This window comes from Novipirellula aureliae (assembly GCF_007860185.1).
Classification (GTDB): Bacteria; Planctomycetota; Planctomycetia; order Pirellulales; family Pirellulaceae; genus Novipirellula_A; species Novipirellula_A aureliae.
Window position 1 is genome coordinate 760,010 of sequence record NZ_SJPY01000001.1, and the last position, 22,396, is coordinate 782,405.

At 52.6% G+C, this 22,396-nt stretch carries 18 protein-coding genes and 1 CRISPR repeat array; of the genes, 8 read left to right on the forward strand and 10 right to left on the reverse strand.

Annotated features, from left to right (window positions below):
- Positions 1-355 precede the first annotated feature (355 nt).
- The 3 genes from Q31b_RS02890 to Q31b_RS02900 form a co-directional block, all read right to left on the reverse strand.
- The gene (locus Q31b_RS02890) at positions 356-751 is read right to left on the reverse strand and encodes a GxxExxY protein (protein WP_231617257.1); all 396 of its coding nucleotides are present in this window, start codon (positions 749-751) and stop codon (positions 356-358) included.
- A 234-nt stretch (positions 752-985) separates the two neighbouring features.
- A complete protein-coding gene (locus tag Q31b_RS02895) occupies positions 986-1,192 on the reverse strand; it encodes a GxxExxY protein (protein WP_231617258.1) in 207 nt (68 codons plus the stop codon).
- Positions 1,193-1,426: 234 nt separating this feature from the next.
- The gene (locus tag Q31b_RS02900; protein WP_231617259.1) at positions 1,427-1,633 is read right to left on the reverse strand and encodes a GxxExxY protein; all 207 of its coding nucleotides are present in this window, start codon (positions 1,631-1,633) and stop codon (positions 1,427-1,429) included.
- A gap of 333 nt (positions 1,634-1,966) precedes the next feature.
- Between Q31b_RS02900 and Q31b_RS28810 the strand changes: the two genes are divergently transcribed.
- On the forward strand, positions 1,967-2,176 hold the full coding sequence (locus tag Q31b_RS28810; protein WP_231617260.1) for a CRISPR-associated endonuclease Cas1: 210 nt from the start codon (positions 1,967-1,969) through the stop codon (positions 2,174-2,176).
- Positions 2,170-2,757 carry a CRISPR-associated endonuclease Cas1 gene (gene cas1, locus Q31b_RS02905; RefSeq protein ID WP_231617333.1) on the forward strand — a complete coding sequence of 196 codons (588 nt, stop codon included), beginning with the start codon at positions 2,170-2,172 and terminating at the stop codon, positions 2,755-2,757. The genes Q31b_RS28810 and cas1 overlap by 7 nt, the downstream gene beginning before the upstream one ends.
- A 217-nt stretch (positions 2,758-2,974) precedes the next feature.
- A CRISPR array of direct repeats spans positions 2,975-3,955; the repeat unit is 36 nt; unit sequence CTTTCCGCGTTCGAAAGAACGCGGCCTCATTGAAGC.
- Between the two features lie 186 nt (positions 3,956-4,141).
- Here the strand turns inward: cas1 and ccoS are convergent.
- The gene (gene ccoS, locus Q31b_RS02910; RefSeq protein WP_146598136.1) at positions 4,142-4,330 is read right to left on the reverse strand and encodes a cbb3-type cytochrome oxidase assembly protein CcoS; all 189 of its coding nucleotides are present in this window, start codon (positions 4,328-4,330) and stop codon (positions 4,142-4,144) included.
- Positions 4,331-4,768: 438 nt separating this feature from the next.
- Here ccoS and Q31b_RS02915 point away from each other — a divergent pair, with 438 nt between their 5' ends.
- Positions 4,769-7,447, forward strand: coding sequence for a DNA gyrase subunit B (locus Q31b_RS02915; protein WP_231617261.1), 2,679 nt, complete (start codon positions 4,769-4,771; stop codon positions 7,445-7,447).
- 32 nt (positions 7,448-7,479) lie between these two features.
- Here the strand turns inward: Q31b_RS02915 and Q31b_RS02920 are convergent, their stop codons facing one another.
- From Q31b_RS02920 to Q31b_RS02945, 6 genes are all read right to left on the reverse strand, one after another.
- Positions 7,480-10,260, reverse strand: coding sequence for a family 78 glycoside hydrolase catalytic domain (locus Q31b_RS02920; protein ID WP_146598137.1), 2,781 nt, complete (start codon positions 10,258-10,260; stop codon positions 7,480-7,482).
- Between the two features lie 156 nt (positions 10,261-10,416).
- Positions 10,417-12,723: a glycoside hydrolase family 95 protein gene (locus Q31b_RS02925; RefSeq protein WP_146598138.1), complete on the reverse strand. Its 2,307-nt coding sequence runs from the start codon at positions 12,721-12,723 to the stop codon at positions 10,417-10,419.
- A gap of 162 nt (positions 12,724-12,885) precedes the next feature.
- Positions 12,886-14,949: a S9 family peptidase gene (locus Q31b_RS02930; protein ID WP_146598139.1), complete on the reverse strand. Its 2,064-nt coding sequence runs from the start codon at positions 14,947-14,949 to the stop codon at positions 12,886-12,888.
- A gap of 134 nt (positions 14,950-15,083) precedes the next feature.
- Positions 15,084-15,353: a sialate O-acetylesterase gene (locus Q31b_RS02935; protein WP_146598140.1), complete on the reverse strand. Its 270-nt coding sequence runs from the start codon at positions 15,351-15,353 to the stop codon at positions 15,084-15,086.
- 60 nt (positions 15,354-15,413) lie between these two features.
- Positions 15,414-16,940 carry an arylsulfatase gene (locus tag Q31b_RS02940; RefSeq protein ID WP_146598141.1) on the reverse strand — a complete coding sequence of 509 codons (1,527 nt, stop codon included), beginning with the start codon at positions 16,938-16,940 and terminating at the stop codon, positions 15,414-15,416.
- 135 nt (positions 16,941-17,075) lie between these two features.
- Positions 17,076-17,270, reverse strand: a complete 195-nt coding sequence (locus Q31b_RS02945) for a hypothetical protein (RefSeq protein WP_197170801.1) — start codon at positions 17,268-17,270, stop codon at positions 17,076-17,078.
- A 510-nt stretch (positions 17,271-17,780) separates the two neighbouring features.
- Between Q31b_RS02945 and Q31b_RS27805 the strand changes: the two genes are divergently transcribed.
- The 5 genes from Q31b_RS27805 to Q31b_RS02970 all read left to right on the forward strand — a co-directional run bounded on the left by Q31b_RS27805 (position 17,781) and on the right by Q31b_RS02970 (position 22,396).
- Positions 17,781-18,785 (forward strand): hypothetical protein, encoded by a 1,005-nt coding sequence (locus tag Q31b_RS27805; RefSeq protein ID WP_197170803.1) that lies wholly within the window; start codon positions 17,781-17,783, stop codon positions 18,783-18,785.
- On the forward strand, positions 18,782-19,630 hold the full coding sequence (locus tag Q31b_RS27810; RefSeq protein ID WP_231617262.1) for a glycosyl hydrolase family 95 catalytic domain-containing protein: 849 nt from the start codon (positions 18,782-18,784) through the stop codon (positions 19,628-19,630). Before Q31b_RS27805 ends, Q31b_RS27810 begins: the two co-directional genes overlap by 4 nt.
- A 24-nt stretch (positions 19,631-19,654) precedes the next feature.
- Entirely contained in the window at positions 19,655-19,843 is a 189-nt protein-coding gene (locus Q31b_RS02960) for a hypothetical protein (protein WP_146598144.1), read from the forward strand.
- 94 nt (positions 19,844-19,937) lie between these two features.
- Positions 19,938-21,722 (forward strand): alpha-L-fucosidase, encoded by a 1,785-nt coding sequence (locus tag Q31b_RS02965; RefSeq protein ID WP_315860373.1) that lies wholly within the window; start codon positions 19,938-19,940, stop codon positions 21,720-21,722.
- Between the two features lie 143 nt (positions 21,723-21,865).
- Complete coding sequence (locus tag Q31b_RS02970; protein ID WP_231617263.1) at positions 21,866-22,396, forward strand: sigma-70 family RNA polymerase sigma factor; 531 nt, start codon at positions 21,866-21,868, stop codon at positions 22,394-22,396.

The following is a 22,396-nucleotide window of genomic DNA, read 5'->3' on the forward strand; positions in this document are numbered from 1 at the left end:
ACATGGGATTTACAATAGGAGACGTGCAGCCCGGAAGGCTGGGAGTTTTAGAGAACACATTTTAGGTAAATTGCCATGGAATCGGCCTCCAACAGTCCCTCGGCGGACGAAATTGCTAGCCTCGTTGAATACTCCTTTTGAATTTCAAAAACGGAATACACTACCCACAAATTATAGGCGGATATGTGTAGTACTTTCGGCAGACTTGTTGATTTTGACCGCTAATGCACGCTGATCGACGCTAATGAAACCCATTCCAAAATGGTCTCCTGTTTGATTAGCGTTCATTCGCGTCGATTAGCGGTTCCCATCCCAATCCACAGAGCATACGAATTAACCGTTCCACACACACGACTCACAGAAACTCAGACAAAATAAAACGCTTGTATTCCAGTTTCTTGATTGGACCAAAGTTGACCAAATAACCAACGGAGCTGCGACTGATTCGCATATAATTGATCAATTGTGCTTCGTGTTCGGAACCGATTTCTGATGTCGCTTTCAATTCGACAACGACCTTCTCGAAAACGCACAGGTCAGGAACGTAGCGTTTCTTTAATTTGCGTTGCTTGTAGTGAATCTCAAGTTCTTGCTTTCGACGGAACATTATTCCGCGAAGCTCAAGTTCAATCTCCAGGCTTTCTTGATAGATTTCTTCAAGCAGGCCACCGCCCAAAACGTTGTGAACCTCAAAGGCGGCAGCCATAAAATCGTATCCTTCTTGCGCAAATGGGCTTTGTTGTTCAGGCACCAAAATACTCCTTTTGAATTTCAAAAACGGAATACACTACCCACAAATTATAGGCGGATATGCGTAGTGCATTCGGCAGACTTGTTGATTTTGACCGCTAATGCACACTGATCGACGCTAATGAAACCCACTTCAAAATGGTCTTCCATATTTGATTAGCGTTCATTAGCGTCGATTAGCGGTTTCCCATCCCAATCCACAGAGCACATGAATTAACCGTTCCACACACACGACTCACAGAAACTCAGACAAAATAAAACGCTTGTATTCCAGTTTCTTGATTGGACCAAAGTTGACCAAATAACCAACGGAGCTGCGACTGATTCGCATATAGTTGATCAATTGTGCTTCGTGTTCGGCACCCAAAACGTTGTGAACCTCAAAGGTGGCAGCCATAAAATCGTATCCTTCTTGCGCAAATGGGCTTTGTTGTTCAGACACCAAAATGCTCCCTTTGAATTTCAAAAATGGAATACACTATCCACAAATTATAGGCGTATATGCGTAATACATTCGGCAGACTTGTTGATTTTGACCGCTAATTCACGCTGATCGACGCTAATGAAACCCACTTCAAAATGGTCTTCCATATTTGATTAGCGTTCATTAGCGTCGATTAGCGGTTTCCCATCCCAATCCACAGAGCACATGAATTAACCGTTCCACACACACGACTCACAGAAACTCAGACAAAATAAAACGCTTGTATTCCAGTTTGTTGATTGGACCAAAGTTGACCAAATAACCACCGGAGCTGCGACTGATTCGCATATAGTTGATCAATTGTGCTTCGTGTTCGGCACCCAAAACGTTGTGAACCTCAAAGGCGGCAGCCATAAAATCGTATCCTTCTTGCGCAAATGGGCTTTGTTGTTCAGACACCAAAATACTCCTTTTGAATTTCAAAAACGGAATACACTATCCACAAATTATAGGCGGATATGTGTAGTACTTTCGGCAGACTTGTTGATTTTGACCGCTAATGCACACTGATCGACGCTAATGAAACCCACTTCAAAATGGTCTCCTGTTTGATTAGCGTTCATTAGCGTCGATTAGCGGTTTCCCATCCCAATCCACAATCTTCGCGATCTGCCGACGCCTCCGCTGGTCCAAAGCCCAAAATGTCCGCACTGTTCGCTTTCCTCGATCTGCCTGCCCGACGAAACCAACCGCTGTCGGCCAGGGCAAGCCGAAAGACGTGCACCGACGCGGTTGCCTGCTACGCCTCGCGATGACCAGCGACCGCTCTACTTGAACACGCAAGGACTTTGGGTCGGCAAAACGGGCGAGATCTTGCCAGTGAAAGAAAATGGAAAAGTCGTTCAAGAGGTACTTTTGCGAGAGATCAACCAAGTCAACCTGTTTGGCAATATCCAACTTTCGACGCAAGCGATCGTGCCGAGCGAACCGAAGAGCTGCTAGGGTTTGAAGGAACCGCCGCTCGACTCTACTTCCAGAGTTTTGCGGGGATGCTTCGTCCAGGCGACCAACCGGCGAACTCCGACGCTGCGTTGAACGGACCGGCGCAATGGTGTTTCGATTTCAACGGGCGCAACCGCCGACCGCCACGTGATCCGGTCAACGCGATGTTATCGATGGCCTACACCCTGTTGGCCAAGGAGCTCACGGTCATCGCTGCCTCTGTCGGCCTCGATCCATACTTAGGCTTCTATCATCAACCTCGCCCTGGTCGCCCGGCGATGGCGCTGGATTTGATGGAGCCTTTCCGTCCCTTGATCGCCGAATCCGTCGTGCTTTCGGCAGTGAACAATCGAATGTTGACACCCGAGCACTTCCTGGCGGCTGGGAAATCAGTCACCATGTCTCAATCGGGTCGCAAAGCGTTCTTCCGAGCGTATGAGTTACGGATGGACCAATTGGTCACGCACCCGTTGTTTGACTACCGAGTCAGTTATCGAAGATTGCTGGAAATTCAGACTCGTTTAATGTCACAAATGATACGAGGTGAGATTGATACATTTCCAGTTTTCGTGACTCGATAGAGAGAGAGCGAATCGCAATCCTTTTTTGTTCTGGTGTGGATGCGAGTGGTCGAGTGCTGCTGAAACCCCCGCCATCACTCGCAGATTGCAACTTCATTCCTCAACACGAGTTACGAACGGGGTAATGTCTCAAGCAGCCTTCTGCACGGCCTCCACGCCGAACCGCTCGCAAGCTTGTGTTAAGCGTTTGTTATTTGTAAACTCAAATCACAGGTCTCTTTCCGCGTTCGAAAGAACGCGGCCTCATTGAAGCGCTGCGGTTGCACAGGCTGTATCCGAAACAAGCGACACTTTCCGCGTTCGAAAGAACGCGGCCTCATTGAAGCACTGCTGTTTCGCTCACAATTTCTCACGTTACTTGCCTTTCCGCGTTCGAAAGAACGCGGCCTCATTGAAGCTGACTTGTCGGTTCGCTATCAGATCCAGCCGATTTACTTTCCGCGTTCGAAAGAACGCGGCCTCATTGAAGCCGAACCAAGTCGGTGCGAGTGTACTCGTCCTTGACGGCTTTCCGCGTTCGAAAGAACGCGGCCTCATTGAAGCTGAGACGACACAATGGCCGGAACAATCACAGTCAGCTTTCCGCGTTCGAAAGAACGCGGCCTCATTGAAGCATTGAAAAGATACCTGTTGAAGGTTCATATCCTGCCTTTCCGCGTTCGAAAGAACGCGGCCTCATTGAAGCGAGCGGGCGGGCGTAGCGGAAAGCCCGCTCTAATGCCTTTCCGCGTTCGAAAGAACGCGGCCTCATTGAAGCACAAACGTATTCTTCAGGGGTCGCTTTGTCTAAAATCTTTCCGCGTTCGAAAGAACGCGGCCTCATTGAAGCGCTTCGATTTGAACGCAGTAACTTAATGCCGGTGTGCCCTTTCCGCGTTCGAAAGAACGCGGCCTCATTGAAGCGTGAGAGAGGTCAACGCGGTGTCCACCAGTCCGCGACTTTCCGCGTTCGAAAGAACGCGGCCTCATTGAAGCTCGTCGGACCTGCAATCATATGTCGATCGGATTGCCGCGCTTTCCGCGTTCGAAAGAACGCGGCCTCATTGAAGCCAACGCCCGCTCAGTGGCTTGGTTACTGAGACCCTGAGCTTTCCGCGTTCGAAAGAACGCGGCCTCATTGAAGCAATTCCTGCGGTCCAGACGAACCCGACGTTTTCTTGTCCTTTCCGCGTTCGAAAGAATGCGGACTCATTGAAGCCCATCACAGGCTAGAAGCCTGTGCCACGCAATTCGGCTTTTCGCGTTGGAAAGGTGCGGTCTCGTTGAAACACGGAGGAACTCTCTGCAAAATAAAAGAAATGCTATCCTCGTCCTTCGGTTCTCAGCCACGTGTCGCACCGGGCTGCCAGTGTTTGTTTCGGATGATAATGATGCTCCAGCGAGATTAGTTGATTTTTTCGTCGTTGCTTTCGTCACCGCTGGATGGTTGGATCGGTTTTTCGTCGACTAACAATCGCACCGATGGCGTTTGCAGGTCGTCGAATTGGCCTCGACGGATCGACCACACGCATGCAATCAACGCTGACGCGCCGAGTGCTAACGCGACCGGCAATGCGACCGTCAATACGCTCATCGTAGGGTTCTCTTTTGGAGGGAGTTCTAGAACAGCCAGAGCAAAATACCGGCGGTAAGGAACTATAGTCTGGAAATGGGTTTCCTTCAAACCAGATTCCGTCGTCGAGCCTCGCCGAAGACTCGCAAGATCGCCCACTTTGCCGCTTTGTTCGGCTCGGTTTGTCCGTCTCGGTTTGTCCGTCTCGGAGAGACGGACCTACTTGCTTTGATTTTATTGCTCGGTTCTTTGGGCGGGGAGCTTCGCTCGGAGGGGTGAAAACCGGACCTGAGCCAATCGGCGGACGCTGTCAGCTCGGAGAGCTGAGCGATACTTTTGGGCGTTCTGGAGTACCATCGCGGAAAGTGCTCAAAAATGCTATACTTTGCGGCTTACGAAATGTCCCATTGGGGGCGTTTTTTCCCGTGTAAATTCAAGTGTTTTTGACTCGGACTTTCCATGAGTGACGATATTTCTTCGGAATCGACCCCCGACACCAATCCCACGGACGATAACGCTGTACCGGATACGCCAAACGTGTCGGTTAACGATCATGTCGCCGCTCGGGCAGCCGAGGCCGCGCAGGACTCGGCTGCTGCGCTCGCTCGCGAGGCGAGTGCCGCGGAAGCTCGTGAAGCGGTTGCCACCACACGAACGAAAGCGAATGCGGAGTATACCGACAAGGATTTGCAGCATTTGTCGGACCTCGAACACGTGCGCGAACGACCGGGGATGTACATCGGGGACACCGCCACGCGAGGTTTGCATCACTTGGTCTATGAAGTTGTCGATAATTCGATTGACGAGGCGATGGCAAAATTTGCTTCTTCTGTCTCGGTCACCGTCCATACCGACGGCAGCGTCACGGTGGAGGATGACGGACGTGGCATCCCCGTTACTCGCCACGACCAACTTTCTGAGGAACTCGACCGTGACGTTAGTACACTCGAAGGAGTGATGACGGTCCTGAAGTTCGGCGGCAAGTTCGAAAAGGGGGCTTACCAAACCTCGGGTGGTTTGCACGGGGTCGGTGTTACCGTCGTCAATTTTCTAAGCCAGTGGGCGGAAGTCGAGGTCAGTCGTGACGGATTCACCTGGACCCAAGAATACGAACGAGGCGTTCCGACGGGGCCAGTCGTGAAAGGACGTGCCACCAAACGTACCGGAACCAAGACAACCTTCAAAGCCGATAACCAAATCTTTAGTGTCAGCAAATACAACTTCGATACGTTATACAAACGGCTCCAAGAATTGGCGTTCTTGAATTCAGGAGTGCACATCAAGTTCCATGACGACCGTAACGGTGAAGGTGGTGATTTCAAGTACGAACGAGGGATCATCGAGTTCGTTGAACATCTGAACCGAGCCAGTGACGTGTTGCACCCCGACGTGATTCAAATCGTCGGCGAAAAAGACGGAACCGAGTATGAGATCGCACTCCAGTACAGCACGGAGTTCACCGAGAACGTCCAGTCTTACGTCAACAACATTCACACGATCGAAGGCGGAACGCACGTTTCCGGTTTTCGTTCGGCATTGACGCGGACGCTCAACGCCTACGGTCGCAAAGAAAACCTATTCAAAGGGAGTACGGTTCCAGGGGGTGACGATTTCCGTGAGGGTATCACGGCGGTCATTAGCGTGCGTGTCCCCCATCCTCAATTTGAAGGTCAAACCAAAACGAAGTTGGGTAACAGCGACGTCGAAGGAATCATTAACGCTGGCGTCGGCGAGCAGTTATCCAAGTACATGGAAGAGAATCCACGAATTGCCAAAACGATTGTTCGCAAGGGGTTGCTCGCAGCCGAGGCACGCGAAGCGGCTCGCAAGGCCAAGGACTTGCTGCGTAAACGAAAAGACGCACTCGGCGGCGGCGGTTTGCCGGGGAAACTTCGCGATTGCATTAGCAAGAAGATGGAAGAGTGCGAAGTCTACTTGGTGGAAGGTGATTCGGCGGGCGGTTCAGCCGAAGGCGGGCGGATGCGAGAGTTCCAAGCGATCCTGCCACTGCGAGGTAAGATTATCAATGCTTACAAGAGCCGCGAAGACAAGGTGCTTGCGAACGAGGAAGTTCAATCGATGATCCAAGCGATCGGCACCGGCATCGGAGCCGACCAAGATTTGACTCGCCGCCGCTACAACAAGGTCGTCATCATGACCGACGCGGACGTGGACGGCAGCCATATTCGGACGTTGTTGTTGTGTTTCTTCTATCGTCAGATGTACCAATTGGTCGCCGGCGGTCACGTCTACGTCGCACAGCCGCCGTTGTTTCGCGTCCAGCATGGGTCAAATCGCTACTACGTTCAAAGCGAAGAGGAGATGAAAGCTCAATTGCTTGATCGCGGTTTGAACGACACGATTTTCGAAGCGGAGGATGGTCGCCGTGCGGAAGGAGAATCGATGCGGCAACTCTGTACCACGCTGGCGTCAATGGAAGACGCGATTTTGGCACTCGAACGCCGTGGAATCAGTCTCCGTATTCATGCCGTTCGGCTTGACCCCGTTTCCGGCAAGTTGCCAGCACTGCTATTAACTTATGAGAACGAAGAGTATTGGCTGCAAACTCCCGACGAAGTCGACACGCTGTTAAATGAAAAGGGATGGCGTCTCGATATTGAAAAGGAAGAAGAGGATGCCGAAGCGACTGGCCTCGACGAATCCGATGCCGAAACGGCAACCGATCCCGATGCAACTCCCGAAGTGCTCGCCCACTTGGTTGAGATCCACGAAGTGCGGACAATCAACAGTGGTTTAAAGGATTTGCTACCGCTCGGCTTTGGCCTTGAAGACATGATCCCCATTGAACGCACCGGAGCGACCACGCCACGTTTTGAATTGGTGCGAGGCGAGGATATCCGCCGACCGCTCGATGATTTGCGAGAGCTGTTGTCAGAAGTTCGAGCAGCGGGTGAAAAGGGGTTGCAACTCACCCGCTTTAAGGGACTCGGTGAAATGAATGCGGAAGAGCTTCGTGAGACAACGCTCGATCCTGCGAACCGAACGTTGATCAAAGTCAACCTACGCGATGCCGGGGCAGCGGACGAGATGTTCCGCTTGTTGATGGGTGACAAAGTCGAACCACGCCGCGAGTTTATCGAGAAGCATGCGTTGGACGTCCGCAATCTGGACGTGTAAACGGCTGCTGGGAGCGTCTGGACCGTGCTCCTCTAAAACGAGAATTCGTAGCGTCCCGACTCAACGCGGTAGATGGCCGCGTTCTTTTCGATTCGCTCGAACACAACGCCTTCGGCTTGATCGATGCGTTGCCCGCTCTCTTTGATCGCTTCGGTGTCGAGGCAAGGCAAGTAGACGGTGGCAACCGTATTCACAGGGATTTCGATCTGCATCGTGGTCGTGCCGCTATTTTTACGCCAATTGCTGGTTATTTTGCCTCGGACAGAATCGTAGCTACATTCAACCCATTGTAAGTCCTTGGGCATTTGCGGCCGGATGACGATTTTGTCAAATCCGAGTGCATCGGGGTGCGGTTGGATACCACCCAACCAATTATAAAACCACTGCGAGACCGAGCCGAACATGGGATGGTTATGAGAAAACGTGTTGTCATTCTCTTTCCAATGCTCCCATAAGGTTGTCGCACCATTTTCGAGCATGTAGCCCCAACTCGGAAAGGTCTTTTGGTTGACGATATCATACGCCACTTGGCCGCTGTCATGCTGCGACAGTAGTTCGAGCAGATAGCGGGTTCCAAAGATTCCGGTGGTCAGATGGCGGTCATGCTTTTCGATATCGTTTAACAGATATTCCATCGCAAGTGGTCGCTGTGCTTCGGGAAGAATTTCCGAGAACAGTGCAAACGACTGACTCGCTTGTGTTCCAGGACTCGCTTGGCCAGAGCTGACATCGACGAACTTTTCGTTGTAGGCTTTCTTGATGTTTTCCGACAACCGTTCATATTTCTCGACATCCTCGTTGTAACCGAGTAGGCTCGCCATTTTGGCAAGCATTTTCGCACTCTGGTAATACAGCGGCGTCACCATCGGCCCCGCGGGCCTTTCCGTTAAAGACTCATGATCACTGAGGCCTCGGCTGACAATATGCGTCGGAGTGCTTTTGGTGACGAGGTCGAGCCATTGCTTGGATGTTTGGTATTGCTGCTCAATGATTCGCTTGTCACCGTAGTATTGGTAGAGTTTCAGTTGTGTTTGTGGATGTGGCATCGCCCAACCGACGCCGCAATACTGGATCCCCACCGACGGGGCGGTATCGGTAAGCATTCCATCTTCAAGTTTGGCGTCATCCCAATCGGTCACCGCCTTGGCGTAGAAGTTCGCCATGTCATAGTTGTACATGAATGCTTCATTGGTGTTGATCAGATCGCCACCGTATCCAAAGCGTTCACGATGTGGGCAATCGGATTGGACACTGAAGATATTGCTGAGAAAAGTCCATTGGCATATTTTTTGAATTTCATTGAGCATCTCGTTCGAACAGGCAAACGTTCCGACAGGTTTGACATCCGAATTCAGTCGTAGGCCGGTGATTTGATCGAGCGCCGGTTCGGTAGGGCATCCGCTGATTTCAATGTAGCGAAAGGCATGGAAGGTAAACCGAGGCGTGTAGGTTTCGGGTCCGCCGCCGCGAGCAAAATAGACATCATTTTGCCAAGCCACTCCTGGAGGCGATTCAAGAGCATCGTTTCGTTTCCCTTTGATTTGGCCACATACACTGGTCATCGGATTGAGCGTGCCGTCGGCATGGAGCAATTCACCATATCGCAAATTGACTTGTGTGCCTCTTTCTAGGTCAAATTCAAACGAGGCCAAGCCTGCGAAGTTCTGTCCCATATCGACGATGTAGACCCCTTTTTCGGGTTCGGTGATTTCAACCGGCTTGATGGTCGTCGTTACCCGAATCGGTTCCAAGGGCTGGGCTTGAAGTTTGCCAATGGGCTCATTCGCGAGTGCCGCATTTTGCCAACTCGCCCCATCGAAACCGGGCTGGTTCCAGCCCTTCATCTGCTTGCGAGCGTCATAGATTTCCCCCAGGTAGATGCTGTTCCGAAGGATCGGGCCCTCGGTGACTTTCCAATCGCGGTCGCTGGCAATCGTTTCGGTCGAACCATCGGCATATGTCACCATCAGTTGAGCCACCATTCTGGGGCGTCCTACCGGCAAATGTTCTCGAAGATTGCGACGTCCCCACATGCGTAGCGGCAATGGATTGTACCAGCCATTTCCAAGCATTACGCCTAGGCAATTAACGCCCTCTTGAAGTTGATCGGTTACGTCATAGGTGCTGTAGTAAACCCGTTCGGAATAATTTGTCCAACCCGGATCCAACATGCTGTCCCCGGTACGACGGCCATTGATGCTGGCTTCATAGTACCCCAGACCGGTGATGTAGAGCCGTGCCTGTTTTACGGGTTTTGTTAGCGAAAACTCTTTTCGGAACAACGGAGCAGGGTCAAATTTGTAAAAATCGTCTTCCACAACCGGGTTGTGTTTACCGTCATTGATCCACTTTGCACTCCAATCACTTGAAGTCAGCAGGGCCGTCTCAAACCAGGATGGCTGGCTCCAACTGCCAGGCTTATCATTTTTATCCCAGCAGCGAACCTTCCAATAATAGCGAGTGGCTGACGCCAACGGATGTCCCTTGTAAACCACCTGGATCGAATCACTCGAAAGCACTTTTTGGCTATCCCACGCGTCGCCTCGATCCGCTTGAAGATCCTCTAGCCGAGTCGATACGATCACTTGATAGGCGGTCTGCTTTTGTCCTCGACTCGTTGACAACAAGGTCCAGCTAAGCCGTGGTTCTCGTTCGTCGATCCCGAGCGGATTCACTCGGTATTCACATCTCAGATCGTCGGCCGTCAAAGATTGCGAAGATGCTTCGGCTGCTTTGCCCCAAGTGGAACTGCATAGAAAAAAACAAGAGCACAAAAGGATGAAACAGGTGTTTTGCAAGAGTTTCGATTTCATAAGGTTTTCTTTTCATTGCGGAGGTGGGCACGAGCCGTCCGGGGTCGTGGATCTTGTTAACGATCTATCGGTACTGGGCTATCGGTACTGGGCTATCGGTATTGGGCCATCGGTATTGGGAACTTTAGCAAGATCCACTACGGGCAATTCGACTTCTCAGTTTTGAGTGAGGACTAGGTTTTGATCCAATGGGTAGGATTCCCCGGCAATGGTCTTCGATTCCCAGGTTTTGTCACCATAGGTCACGCGGCAGGGTTGTCCGGACTTCGAGTGAATCATTACCGTGGTCAGTTGGCCGTCCTTCCACGTCATATCGACTTCGAATCCACCGCGGGCACAGAGTCCATTCACTGACCCGGTGGCCCAGGCCGACGGCAGGGCGGGTAGCAGTTGAATTTGGCCTGCATGGCTTTGGACCAACATTTCGCAGTACCCGGCGGTCGCACCGAGATTGCCATCGATTTGGAAGGGAGGATGCGAGCAGAACAGGTTGGAGTAAACTCCACCGCCGCTGTTGCCATAGATCGTTTTCGTCTCGCTGACCAGGTTCAATAGGCTCTTTAGCAATTGATGGGCTCGGTCACCGTCCGCCAATCTGGCCCAGAAATTGATTTTCCATGCACGGCTCCAACCGGTGCTTTCATCGCCGCGTGCATTCAGCGATACACGGGCAGCCTCCGCCAGTTCCGGTGTGGTTGCCATACTGATTTGGCGGCCAGGATAGAGGGCAAACAAATGCGACACGTGCCGATGATGGTCGTCGGGATCATCGCGATCGATCTCCCACTCCTGCAACTGTCCCCAACGTCCGATTTGAGGTTTCAAGAGATCGTCGCGCAGCGCAGCGATATGGTCTCGAAATTCTTGATCTTCACCAAGGGCGTCGGCGGCTTCAATCGTGTTGGTAAACAGATCATAGATAATTTCCTGATCGTAGGTCACGCCCTCTTCCGGTTCGTATTTGTACTGCTCCGGTGACCAACCATCCGGCGTGACGAGCGTACCGTCGGGACGCCGTTTCAAGTGGTCTTCCCAGAACTGACACGTTTCTTTGAGAATCGGGTACGCGGTCTCGCGGAGGTATTGGAGATCACGTCCAAATGCGTAATGCTCCCACAAGTGTTGGGCGTACCAGGCACTGCCCGGCGCGTTCCATTTCCAAAATGAGATACCACAGGCATTGTTCATTGTCTGGACCGTCCAGCCACGAACGTCGCCATAATGTTTTCGGGTATTGAGGGCACTCGGCTCGCGAATGCTGTCGATATAGTCAATAAACGGAACGTGACATTCGGAAAGATTGGCTGGTTCTGCTGGCCAATAATTCATCTCCAAATTGATGTTCGAGTGGTAATCGCACGCCCAGACAGGCTGATTGCTATGGTTCCAAACGCCCTGCAAGTTGGCGGGCAGCGCACCGGGACGCGAGCAACTAATCAGCAGGTAGCGGCCGAATTGGCAGAACAGTGCCTCCAGGGCTGGATCGGAGGCCTTGTTGTTTGAATAGTCCTGCAAACGTTGCCGCGTGCTCTTGGCAAGGACGTCGGGTGAAACGGTTCCCAAATTGAGAGTAAAGCGGCGGAACAGTGACTGGTAGTCCGCCACATGCTCGGACAACAGAGTTTCGACGCTTCGCGCCGCGGCCGAGTCAACTTGCTTCGTCACCAACGCATGGGGATGCTCGCCAAGCCACTCTTGGGAAAAATCTTGAACAAAGTTTGTGCCTGCACCTAGAATCAATGTCACGCTATCGCAAGCCGTGAAATTCAAACCAGTCGGCGACGTCGGGATTCTCCATGGATTCGCTGGCGTTGCACGTTTCAGCTCTCCGCCCTGATGGAGTACTTGAAGCTGAGCTTCGTATTCGAATTCATTCTTCAATTTGCCTGTCGAATAGAAGCGATTGTCTTTCAATCGAATGTTCGCACCGTGCATATCGGTCAACCAGACTCGCCCGGTATAGGCAGCAGGTTTGTCGGCGGTTAGTTGGACGACAATCACATTGGCGGGATGGTTTGCAAACGCGGTTTGCTGGTAGTGTATGCCGTTGTATTCATAGCTCACGCGATGAACGGCGCGGTCGATATCGAGTTCCCGTCGGTAGTTGGTGACCTTGGCCGGATCATGCCCGAGACGAATGAAGACATCTCCAAAAGCCTGGTGTGCCCCCATACTCTCTTCTTCAATATCCTCGGGCCGGGCCATCCGATCGCCGCTCCAAAGACTGATCTCGTTGAACTGGATCCGCTCGATATCGGTACCGCCAAACAGCATTGCTCCCAAAGGGCCATTGCCAATTGGCAGTGCTTCGGTCATCCACGCGGATGCTGGCTGATCGTACCAAAGGGTGAGCTGCTTATTCTCAGGCGTATCGGCGCCGTTCGCAGACGCAATCAGGATCAGGAAGATCAGGCTTGCACTAAGGGGCACCCACCTACGGATAAAAATATCAACTCGATTCATCGCTTATTTACCTTTTGGTTTTGATACAATCGTAGCGAAAGTCGCCAGGACTTTCGCTGTGGCTTCGTCAGCATTGAATCTCTGGGTAGTGGATCTTGTGAAAGATCCTAACTCGCCAGGATCTTTCACAAGATCCACTACCGCCAATCCGAATGCTTATTGCTAGCGTGGGCCGGGCGGCAGATGATCGATCAGATATCGGATGATCAGCATCCTCAAGTGCACTCCCGTCCCCACTCCTTCTCGCATGCCGTGGTCGCGATTGGGATAGACCATGTAATCGAATGGTTTGCCGAGTTCGATCAGTCGATCAACGAGTCCTTCGATAATTTGGATGTGCGTGTTGGTTTCGCCGGTGCCGGTAACGATTAGCAGGTTGCCCTTGAGTCCATCCGCAAAGTTAATCGCCGCGGCTCGCTCGTACCCGTCGGGATTGAGTTCACGCGTTCGCATGTAGATTTCCTGGAACCATGCGTTGTACAGGTGCGGTTGAGGCTTGGGCACGACCGCGATACCGACATGGTAGACATCGGGTTTGCGGAACAGGGCGTTGAGCGTATTGGATCCGCCGCCGCTCCACCCCCAAATCCCCACTCGCGAGAGATCGACATACGGGCGTGTTCGCCCTAGTTCTTTGATGCCAGCCGCTTGCTCCTCGGTGGAGAGCGGTCCTAGACTGCCGTAGACGGATCGGCGCCACGCGGCCCCTTTGGGGGCGGGGGTGCCGCGGTTGTCGATCGACACCACCAAGTATCCAAGATCTGCAACCAGCCGATGAAACGCGGCGTGGTGCGTTCCCCATTCATTGAGGACGGTTTGAGCATACGGTTCACCGTAAACATAGACAAACACAGGATACTTCTTGGAGCTGTCGAAATCCCTCGGTTTGATCATCCATGCATCCATCGAAATTCCGTCGGCAATGTCAAGTTGTAGGAACTCCGTTGGATGCACTGCGATTTGCTTCATCTGGTCTCGAAGTTCATGGTTGTCCTCCAGCACTCGAACGGCACGATGCTCCGGCAATTCAACAAGCTCCACGATCGGCGGTGTATCGATGGTGGAATAGGTATGGAACGCCCACTTCGCGTCGGGCGAAAAGTCATATTGGTGCGTACCAGGTTGACCTTCTGGCGTGATCCGCTCGAGTTTGCCGGAACCGTCAAGCGGGACACGGTAGAGGTACTTCTCGGTTCCATTTTCGGGTGACGCATAGAAGTAGTACCAGCCACCGTTTTCATCGACCGTTGCGCGGTCGATGATGTCGTATTCGCCAGGCGTTAGCAGCATTTCATCTTGTCCATCACGTGAGCAAAGAAACGCGTGCCTCCAACCATCTTTCTCGCTGACGACGATGAATGCTTTGCCATCTTGAACCCAAGTAAGCCCCGAATTCTTTCCCTGGCTCCCCACGGCCCAAGCATCATCGGATTCGTGATAGATCTGCTTCACATCGCCATCGATTTTTGCCAGTAGAAACTCGCGTACATCGCGGAAACGGCTCAGCTTTTCAACGAGCACTTCCTCTGAGTTACCAGCCCATTCGACCTGTCCCAAATAGATGCCTTCTGGCGGCGATTCGATAGGCAACCATTGCAGATTCTCGCCATCCGCGTCCACGACCCCGACGCGCAGCTTGACGATCTTTTCAGCAACCCTGGCAAATCGATGGTACGCAACACTCGGGTAGGACGGATCGTCAGGAACCAAAACGGCTCGCTGCCTGACGTTGGTGGAATCCGCTTCGACGAATGCAATGTGTTTGCCGTCAGGACTCCAGACCGGATCGTTGAACCGAATGTCACTCTCTGCCGCGTGCTTCGTCAATTGAATCCGTTTTCCGCTGGCTAAATCGCGAACGAAAAGATCTCGATGGCGAAACTCTAGCGTACTTTTGCCGTCCGGCGAGACCAAGTTGCCGCGATCTGCATCCTTGCGTTGGACAACGGTACGTTCGGCGGTCCGAACGTCGTATTTCGCCGTAACTCTCTTGTTGGTTTCTGGATCCGTTTCCTGAATCGTGTATCCCGAGCTGTCCGCTAGCCACCTCGCTTGAAAGCTCTTTCCGCGATAATCCCCATCGTCATAGATCGCTTTGAGTCGTGACTCCGCTTCTTTTTTCCAGGAGGATTCGGGAGCGGGCTGAGCTTGTAGATCGCTAGCCCCCGGTAACAGGGTGATTGCTGTCCCCATGCAAAGATAAGGGATTATCCATTTTAGATTCATATTCTTCTCCGGTGCGAGTCATGAGAGTTCGGCATCCCACTCAACAGCGCAAGGGGGTGGCGGAATGGGTTTGGTAGGAAGGGCTTGGTGGGTCACTCTAAGAGGATAATCCGTTTGTCAAGCCTCGTCTGGTATCACCTTGAGCGGAGCAGGCAAAAATGCGCACAATTCAGTCGAATGGGTCGGTCACATGCCCACCGCGTGGGCAACGCCGTGCGTGTTTGCGGTGCGCAGCGCGCGGCGCCCGGTTTGGGTGTGGCTGCAGCACGGATCGCGATATATTCAGCCGCCCAGCGCTCGGCGACAATCACATACTGGTTGGGGTTGCCCATCGACACATCCGATTCTCCCTGAAACCAAAAGATCGCTTTGACTTTTGCGATGGCAGGTAGCCTCAACGGCATGTCAGTGCACTCCTTGGTGTTTCAGGCTTAAGAGCAAGCGTTGGGGAATCCGCTTGACGGTTATTGAACGCCTAAATCGGGACGGGGCGAATCGATTTCGCTTAGCAGCGAGGCCTTTAACTGCGAAACCTTTTCCGGGTACTCGGCTGACAACTCGTGCCTTTCCTCGTTGTCGTCAGCGATGTTGTAGAGTTGAAAGCGATCTTGTTTGCGATCCAACTCGATCAACTTCCATCCGTCACGGGCGATGATCGCCGTACGACCCATTTGGTTGAACTGATTATTGATAATCACATAATCGTGAGTCTGCGATTGTTCTTGCGATCGTAGCGTTGGCAAGTAAGAAATGCCGTCTTTCCCAGCCGGGGGCTCGACGTTCAAAACGTCGGCGAGCGTTGCCATGAAGTCGTAGTGAGCGGCAAGCAGGTCCGTTTCCTGGCCGGCTGCGATTTGGTTTGGCCAACGAACGATCATCGGGCATTGCATTCCGCCTTGGTATCCACTTCGTTTGAGTCCAGCCCGTCCGCCCGCACCGTCAAAAACGTCACCGCATTCGGATGTGCGCCATTTGCGGTCGGTTAGATTCGCTGGTTCCCCATCAGCTAGAACCTGGTTCTTGTAGCTGGGTTTGGGGCCATAATACAGTTCGTGACCGTTGTCCGAACAGAAAAAGACAATTGTGTTTTCGTCCAGTCCCAACGTCTTTAATTCCGCCATGATCAAGCCGACGTGGTCATCGAGCATTTTCACCATCGAAGCGTAAACCTTTTCAGGAGTTGTCAATGTTGGGTGGTCCACGAAGTCGGGATGAATCTCGGGGATGGCGACCGGACCATGTGGCAACTGCGTCGGGTGATACAGGAAGAAGGGTTCGTCTTTGTGTTCCCGGATAAACTTCAGAATCCCCTCAATGAAGACATTCTGTGAATAGGTTCTGCCATGGGCACCCACGACATCGTCGCTACCCTCGATCGTTTTTCCACAGCGAGGATCCGTGTTCCCAGGCAAGTCGAAGCGGACTCCATTTCGCCATAGGTAAGGAGGATAAAAACCGTGGCATCGTTGATGGTCATAGTAACCCTCGTGGAAATCCCAGCCAAAGCGTTGAACCCGCTCGTTCCAAGTAAGGAAGCCACGATCGAGTTTGCCGAACTGAGCCGTTGTGTAGCCCGCTTGCTGAGCAATTTGGCCCAGAAAAACTTCGTTATCCGCGATCGGATTCGCCGATGCCTTCAGCTTCGCAAATGCGACTTGGTATTGGTCCTCGGTGATATTTCCAGCGTCACGATAAATCGGCAATCCAGGGCGAGTTTGTTTCCAGCCACCGATTCGACCATCGTGGACTCCCGTTAACAGACTCCAGCGTGACGGTGCGCAGTAAACGCCGCCATAGTAATTCGTAAACCGCATCCCTTCGGCCGCCAACGAGTCAATGTGCGGAGTTTTAACAATCTGCTGGCCATAACAGCCCAGCATGCCGATCCCGAGATCGTCTGCAAAGATCAGGATAACGTTGGGGGTCGGTTCCGCTTGAGCCGTGAACGTGATGCAAACAGACACCAGTAGAGTGAATAAGCCAAATTTCATGAGCGTTGTCAACCTTGTATTGTGCGGGGCATCGATATGGCTATCTTATCATAATTGCTCCGTTGAGAGCATGGCTAGCTCGGCAGCGCCACTCGGAAAGAGATTTCCAACCCCTCTCGCTAATCGTCACCGAGATTAGCAAAAAGTCCGAATTCGTAATTCGTGCTCGTGCTCGTGCTCGTGCTCGTTCTCGTGCTCGTTCTCGTTCTCGTGCTCGTGCTCGTGCTCGTACTCGTTCTCGTACTCGTACTCGTATTCGTATTCGTATTCGTATTCGTATTCGTATTCGTATTCGTATTCGTATTCGTATTCGTTCTCGCGCTCACTCAATGAAATGGTATTCGTACGCGCGTGGCATTTCGAGCGCGAGTACCGGCGAAGTACGAGCATGAGCATGAGCACGAGTGGAAGTACGAGTGGAAGTACGAGTACGAGCATGAGTACGAGCACGAGTGGAAGTACGAGCACGAGTGGAAGTACGAGCACGAGTGGAAGTACGAGCACGAGTGGAAGCTGACCAATTCAAGGTGTTCAAGATACGATCGAGCGTGCGAACCGAATGGCGTATTGAGAAAGCATCGTTGTTGCCAACCGTTTTGTGCAATATGCTTCAGTGTCGATCGCAAAGTTGATTAAATCGACACGCCGTTAACGAAATCCACTATCAAAACCCGTGTCGGAATATCATCAACGTTCGCCAAACAAAAGCACGGAGAATACCATGCCCCGATTCAAAATCCGCTACCTCATTCAGGCGACCGTCTTTGCAACGATTGTGAGGATGACTTCCGTGAAAAAGCTTTCGACGTACTGAATCGCGGAAGACTCTTTATCGGTCATTTGCACGTCGAGTTTCCGCAAGAGATCATAAGTGGTTCGGCGCGGTTATCACTTTGGCAAGCCGAAGCGACTGGCGCGGTAGAGTCCAAGGGTGGAAAGGCGATTTGGTCCACCGTCGTTCATTCGGATGAACCGGTGATCCGGTACGAACTAGCGGCGACTGGCGACTTGGCGGCGACGAGGTTTGTCTACATTGCCGAGGAGGCTCGTAATCCTCGCGCCGTACGAGCCAAGATAGAACGCCAGCCGGTGAATCCGCCAGCGGTTCACAAAAGGTTTGAGGACGGAGTGCAAACCTCCGTTCATAATCTGTTTGCAGGTGGTCAAACGGCAGTGGCTTGGTACCAATCCGTAGCGGAAGGACGCACACGAGTTTGGTTGAGCGTGATCCACTCCTACCCCGGCTTGGATGCCGAAGAGATCGCTGCCAATGCCGTTCGCAAGGCGGCGTCCGCGAACCAAGCCGAGTGGATTGACCAGCATCGTCAGTGGTGGCACGACTACTACCAGACCAGTTTTCTGTCGACCGGAGACCCGTACTGGGATGCCTTTTATTGGATTCAACAATACAAGCTTGCCAGTGCCACGCGTGCTGAAAAGTGGATCATTGACAATCAGGGTCCTTGGCTTCAACCCACCGCGTGGAATGCGCTATGGTGGAATCTGAATGTACCGTTGTCGCACAGTGGATTTGCAACCGCGAATCGAAGGGGTATGGGATCGGCGATTGGTCGTCGGCTGGATTTGTGTCGAGATCAGTTGGCAATGAATGTCGCTGAAGAATACCGCCACGATGCTTACGCGATCGGTCGTAGTTCATCGGGTTGGGATTTGGCGGGGCACGCTGGACAGCCCGGTACTGGTCGTCCGCCAATGGATGCCAAGATTGGGCATGAGTGTGGTAATTTGCTATGGGCGCTTCACAACGTGGACCTCGGATATCGTGATTGGCAGATACGGATTTGCGCGACCGAGTGCTCTATCCCTTGCTGGTTCGGGCGGTGAATTACTACTTGCATTTCTTGGTCGAAGAATCCGACGGCTATTTGCATTTGCCGAAAACGTTTAGCCCCGAATACAGGTTTGCGGAAGATTGCTCGTATGACTTGGACTTGCTCCGCTGGGGGGCGGGCAGGTTGTTGGAATTGGCGGCGGAACAGGGGATCAAGGAACCATCCGAACCGCTAATCCCCGTGTGGCAAAACTTGAAGGCCAAGCTTGTTGCGACGCATGTCAATGAAACGGGGCGGATGATTGGTCGCGATGTATCGTTGACGGGCAGCCATCGCCATTGGTCTCACTTGCTAGCCATTTATCCGCTGCGTACGTTAACACCCGAGCGGCGAGAGGATCGCGAACTCATCGAATGGAGCCTCAATCATTGGCACGGTTTCGGTCGACCGATGGCCGGTTATTCGGTAACCGGAGGGGCCTGCATGGCGGCACTGCTAGGTGACGGCGAGCGGGCGTTTGATTTTCTCAGTCGACTGAAATCCTATCTGCATCCCAACACGTTGTATTCGGAAGCGAGTGTATTACCAGTGATCGAAACTCCGCTACATGGTGCAACGGCGATCCAGGAAATGTTGTTGCAAAGTTGGGGCGAGCGAATTCGCGTTTTCCCCGCCGTCCCGCGAGTGTGGCGCGATGTTCAATTCGATCGGCTTCGCTGCGAAGGCGCATTCTTGGTGAGTGCTCGGCGCGAACACGCAGTGACAACTTGGGTGGATGTAGCCGCAGAGGTCGGCGGCAGCGTGCAGGTGCAGCCCCGTCTGATCGATCCGCAGTGGTCCGCATCTCGCGATGGAAATCAGGACGGACTCCTTGGTGATCGAGTCGAAATGCCATAACGGTATTGAAATGGACGATTCGGCTTGTCATTCCCATCGCGTGGTGACGGTCAGGGATTTGTGGAGCAAGCGATTTCAGCAGAGAAGTGGCATGTCACCATGAAACCAAGTAAGATACGCCTTCGCGTTTTGCGATCGCCTGAGAACGACTTGGCGTTGCCGGTTGTTCAAGCCCTATCGCTACGGGTGTCGCCTGAAACGGGTGTCGCCTGAAGACGATCGGCTGAGGCATCGCTATCCAGTCTGAAAGCGGACGTTCATGCGACGCCGTTAGAAAACACATATTTTTACCCGAAAGAATTGCATCATGAAATCCAATCCAACTCGCTTGCTGCTCTTGGTTGCTTTAACCGCAATCGGGCTTCTCAATCCCTGTCAAACTTTTGCCCAAGAGTCGATGGAAAAACTTTGGGGAGATCGTGTTGTCAAGCTACGTGCGGACAATGCCGAGCGGGGGCAGTTATTTGACGAAGGCAACTATGCGATGTTTATCCATTGGGGGCTGTACTCGATGTTGGGCAACGAGGTCGATGGGAAGACCTATTACGGCATCGGCGAATGGATCATGAACAGTAACATGGCCAACATTCCTGTTGAAGAGTACAAGAAATTGGCGGGAAAGTTCAATCCGGTCAACTTCGACGCAAAGAAGATCGCATCGATTGCGAAGGATGCAGGGATGAAGTACATCATCATCACGGCGAAGCATCACGATGGGTTTGCGATGTACGACTCCGATGCCTGCGACTTTAATATCGTCGATGCCACACCGTGGGGGAAAGACCCGATGAAGGAGCTGGCGGAGGCTTGTCGCGAAGCGGGGCTTGGTTTTGGTTTCTATTACTCGCATAGCAAAGATTGGACATTTCCGGGCGGTGGCAGCGGACCTCGCCGCGACGCGGAAGGTAACCCGGCGACGTTCGATGATTATTTCAAGAAGAAGTGCTTGCCACAGGTCAACGAGATCACCACTCAGTACGGTCCAATTGAATTGGTTTGGTTCGACACTCCAGGCCGAATTCCCAAGGAATACGTCGAGCAGCTCGTCGAGCTGGTTCATAAAAACCAGCCGCACGCCTTGGTGTCGGGACGTGCCGGGCATGGGCTGGGCGATTACCAAACGCTCGGCGACATGGAGGTGCCGCGGCGGAACATCGACGGCATGTGGGAAAGTGTAGACACGACCAATGATTCCTGGGCTTATGCGTGGTACGACGAAAATTGGAAGTCGCCGAGAGAGATTCTCGGACGTTTGCTTGCTTGTGTTGGCCGGGGTGGGACGTACATGTTGAACATCGGCCCGAAGGGTGACGGTGCGGTTCCCGCTCGGGCCGAGACAACGCTCAAGAAAGCGGGCCAGTGGATCGGGCGTTATCCCCAGGTGGTCTACGGTACCGACGGCTCACCTTGGCAACATAAATTCCCTTGGGGGGATGTGACGCGAAAAGGCAACACCCTGTTCTTGTGTGTGTTTGATTGGCCAAATAATGGCAAGTTGTACCTTCCGAATCTGAAGACAGAGATTGCCTCGGCCAGACTATTGGAGCACAAGGAGTCAACTGCGTTAACTTGGACGAAAGAGGGCGACACGGTCGTGATCGATGTGCCGCCCGGGCAACCCGAACCACTCGTTTCGGTGATTCAACTCGAACTAAAATCCGAGCCAAACGTTGACCCGGTTTGGGCGATGGATCCAGAATTGCCAACGATCATCTCTGCCGAATTTGCGACCGTTGATGAGCTGAAGCAGTCGCAAAAACGATGGATGGAAAAGTTTGGCGAGTGGAAGTCCATTGTCCAAGTCCACGGGTTTGACAAGGGTGGCAAAGCATCATGGGACGTCGAAGTTCTTGAGCCGGGTGACTACGCGGTTGCGTTGAACTATAGCGGTAACGGTCGACTGGTTTGGAGCGTTGAAGTCGAAGGGGGTCAGAAGATCCAGAATCAGCAGAACTCTTCGGCGATCTACCATACGTCTCCGATCGGCTGGTTGAGTTTTCCCAAAGCGGGGCGTTACAAGGTTTCGGTGGAGTGCCTTGAAGGCGATGTTGCGTCGGCGAGTTTAAAATCGATCCAGTTCGAACGGATGTAGGGCAGTATTCCTACCGTTATCGAGAATACCCGTCCAACAGTGCTTCTTATGTCCTGGAATTTGCAACTTTTTGGTTTAGAATTGCCTCGGACGGGCCATTGCTGTTGTGGCGCCGCGGTCATTCATCGAAATTAGATGTTCATGTGAGTAAAACCAATCCTTCTCATCGCGACCGCGTCCATGCATTGTTCGTGCAGCATTCACCGCGAATTCGCGGTTTTATCCTGAGTCTTTCGCCAAACATTGGCCGGGCGGACGATTTGCTTCAAGAGACCTTTTTGACGGTTTCGGCAAAGTCCGATGATTACCTCAGCGGATCGAATTTCGTCGCCTGGGCTTGTGCGATTGCTCGTTACAAGGTGCTCGAGGAGTACAAACGTTCGGGGAAGTCTCCGAATTTACTTTCGCCTGAGGTGATTGAGGCGGTTTGTGCTGCTAACCCGACGTCAGCTGATGAAAACGTTAATTCCGTCATGTTAGCTTTAAAAACTTGCTTGTCAGCGTTATCGCCTCACGCCAGGCAAGCGATTGAACTGCGTTACACTCGCGCTCACACGGCGACCGAAATCGCGACGATCTTAGGTTGGTCAACCGATTCGGTCTACGTCATTCTGTCGAGAGCCAGAGGCTCGCTGCAGAAATGTATCAACGCCCGTCTTGAAAGGGGGGCATAA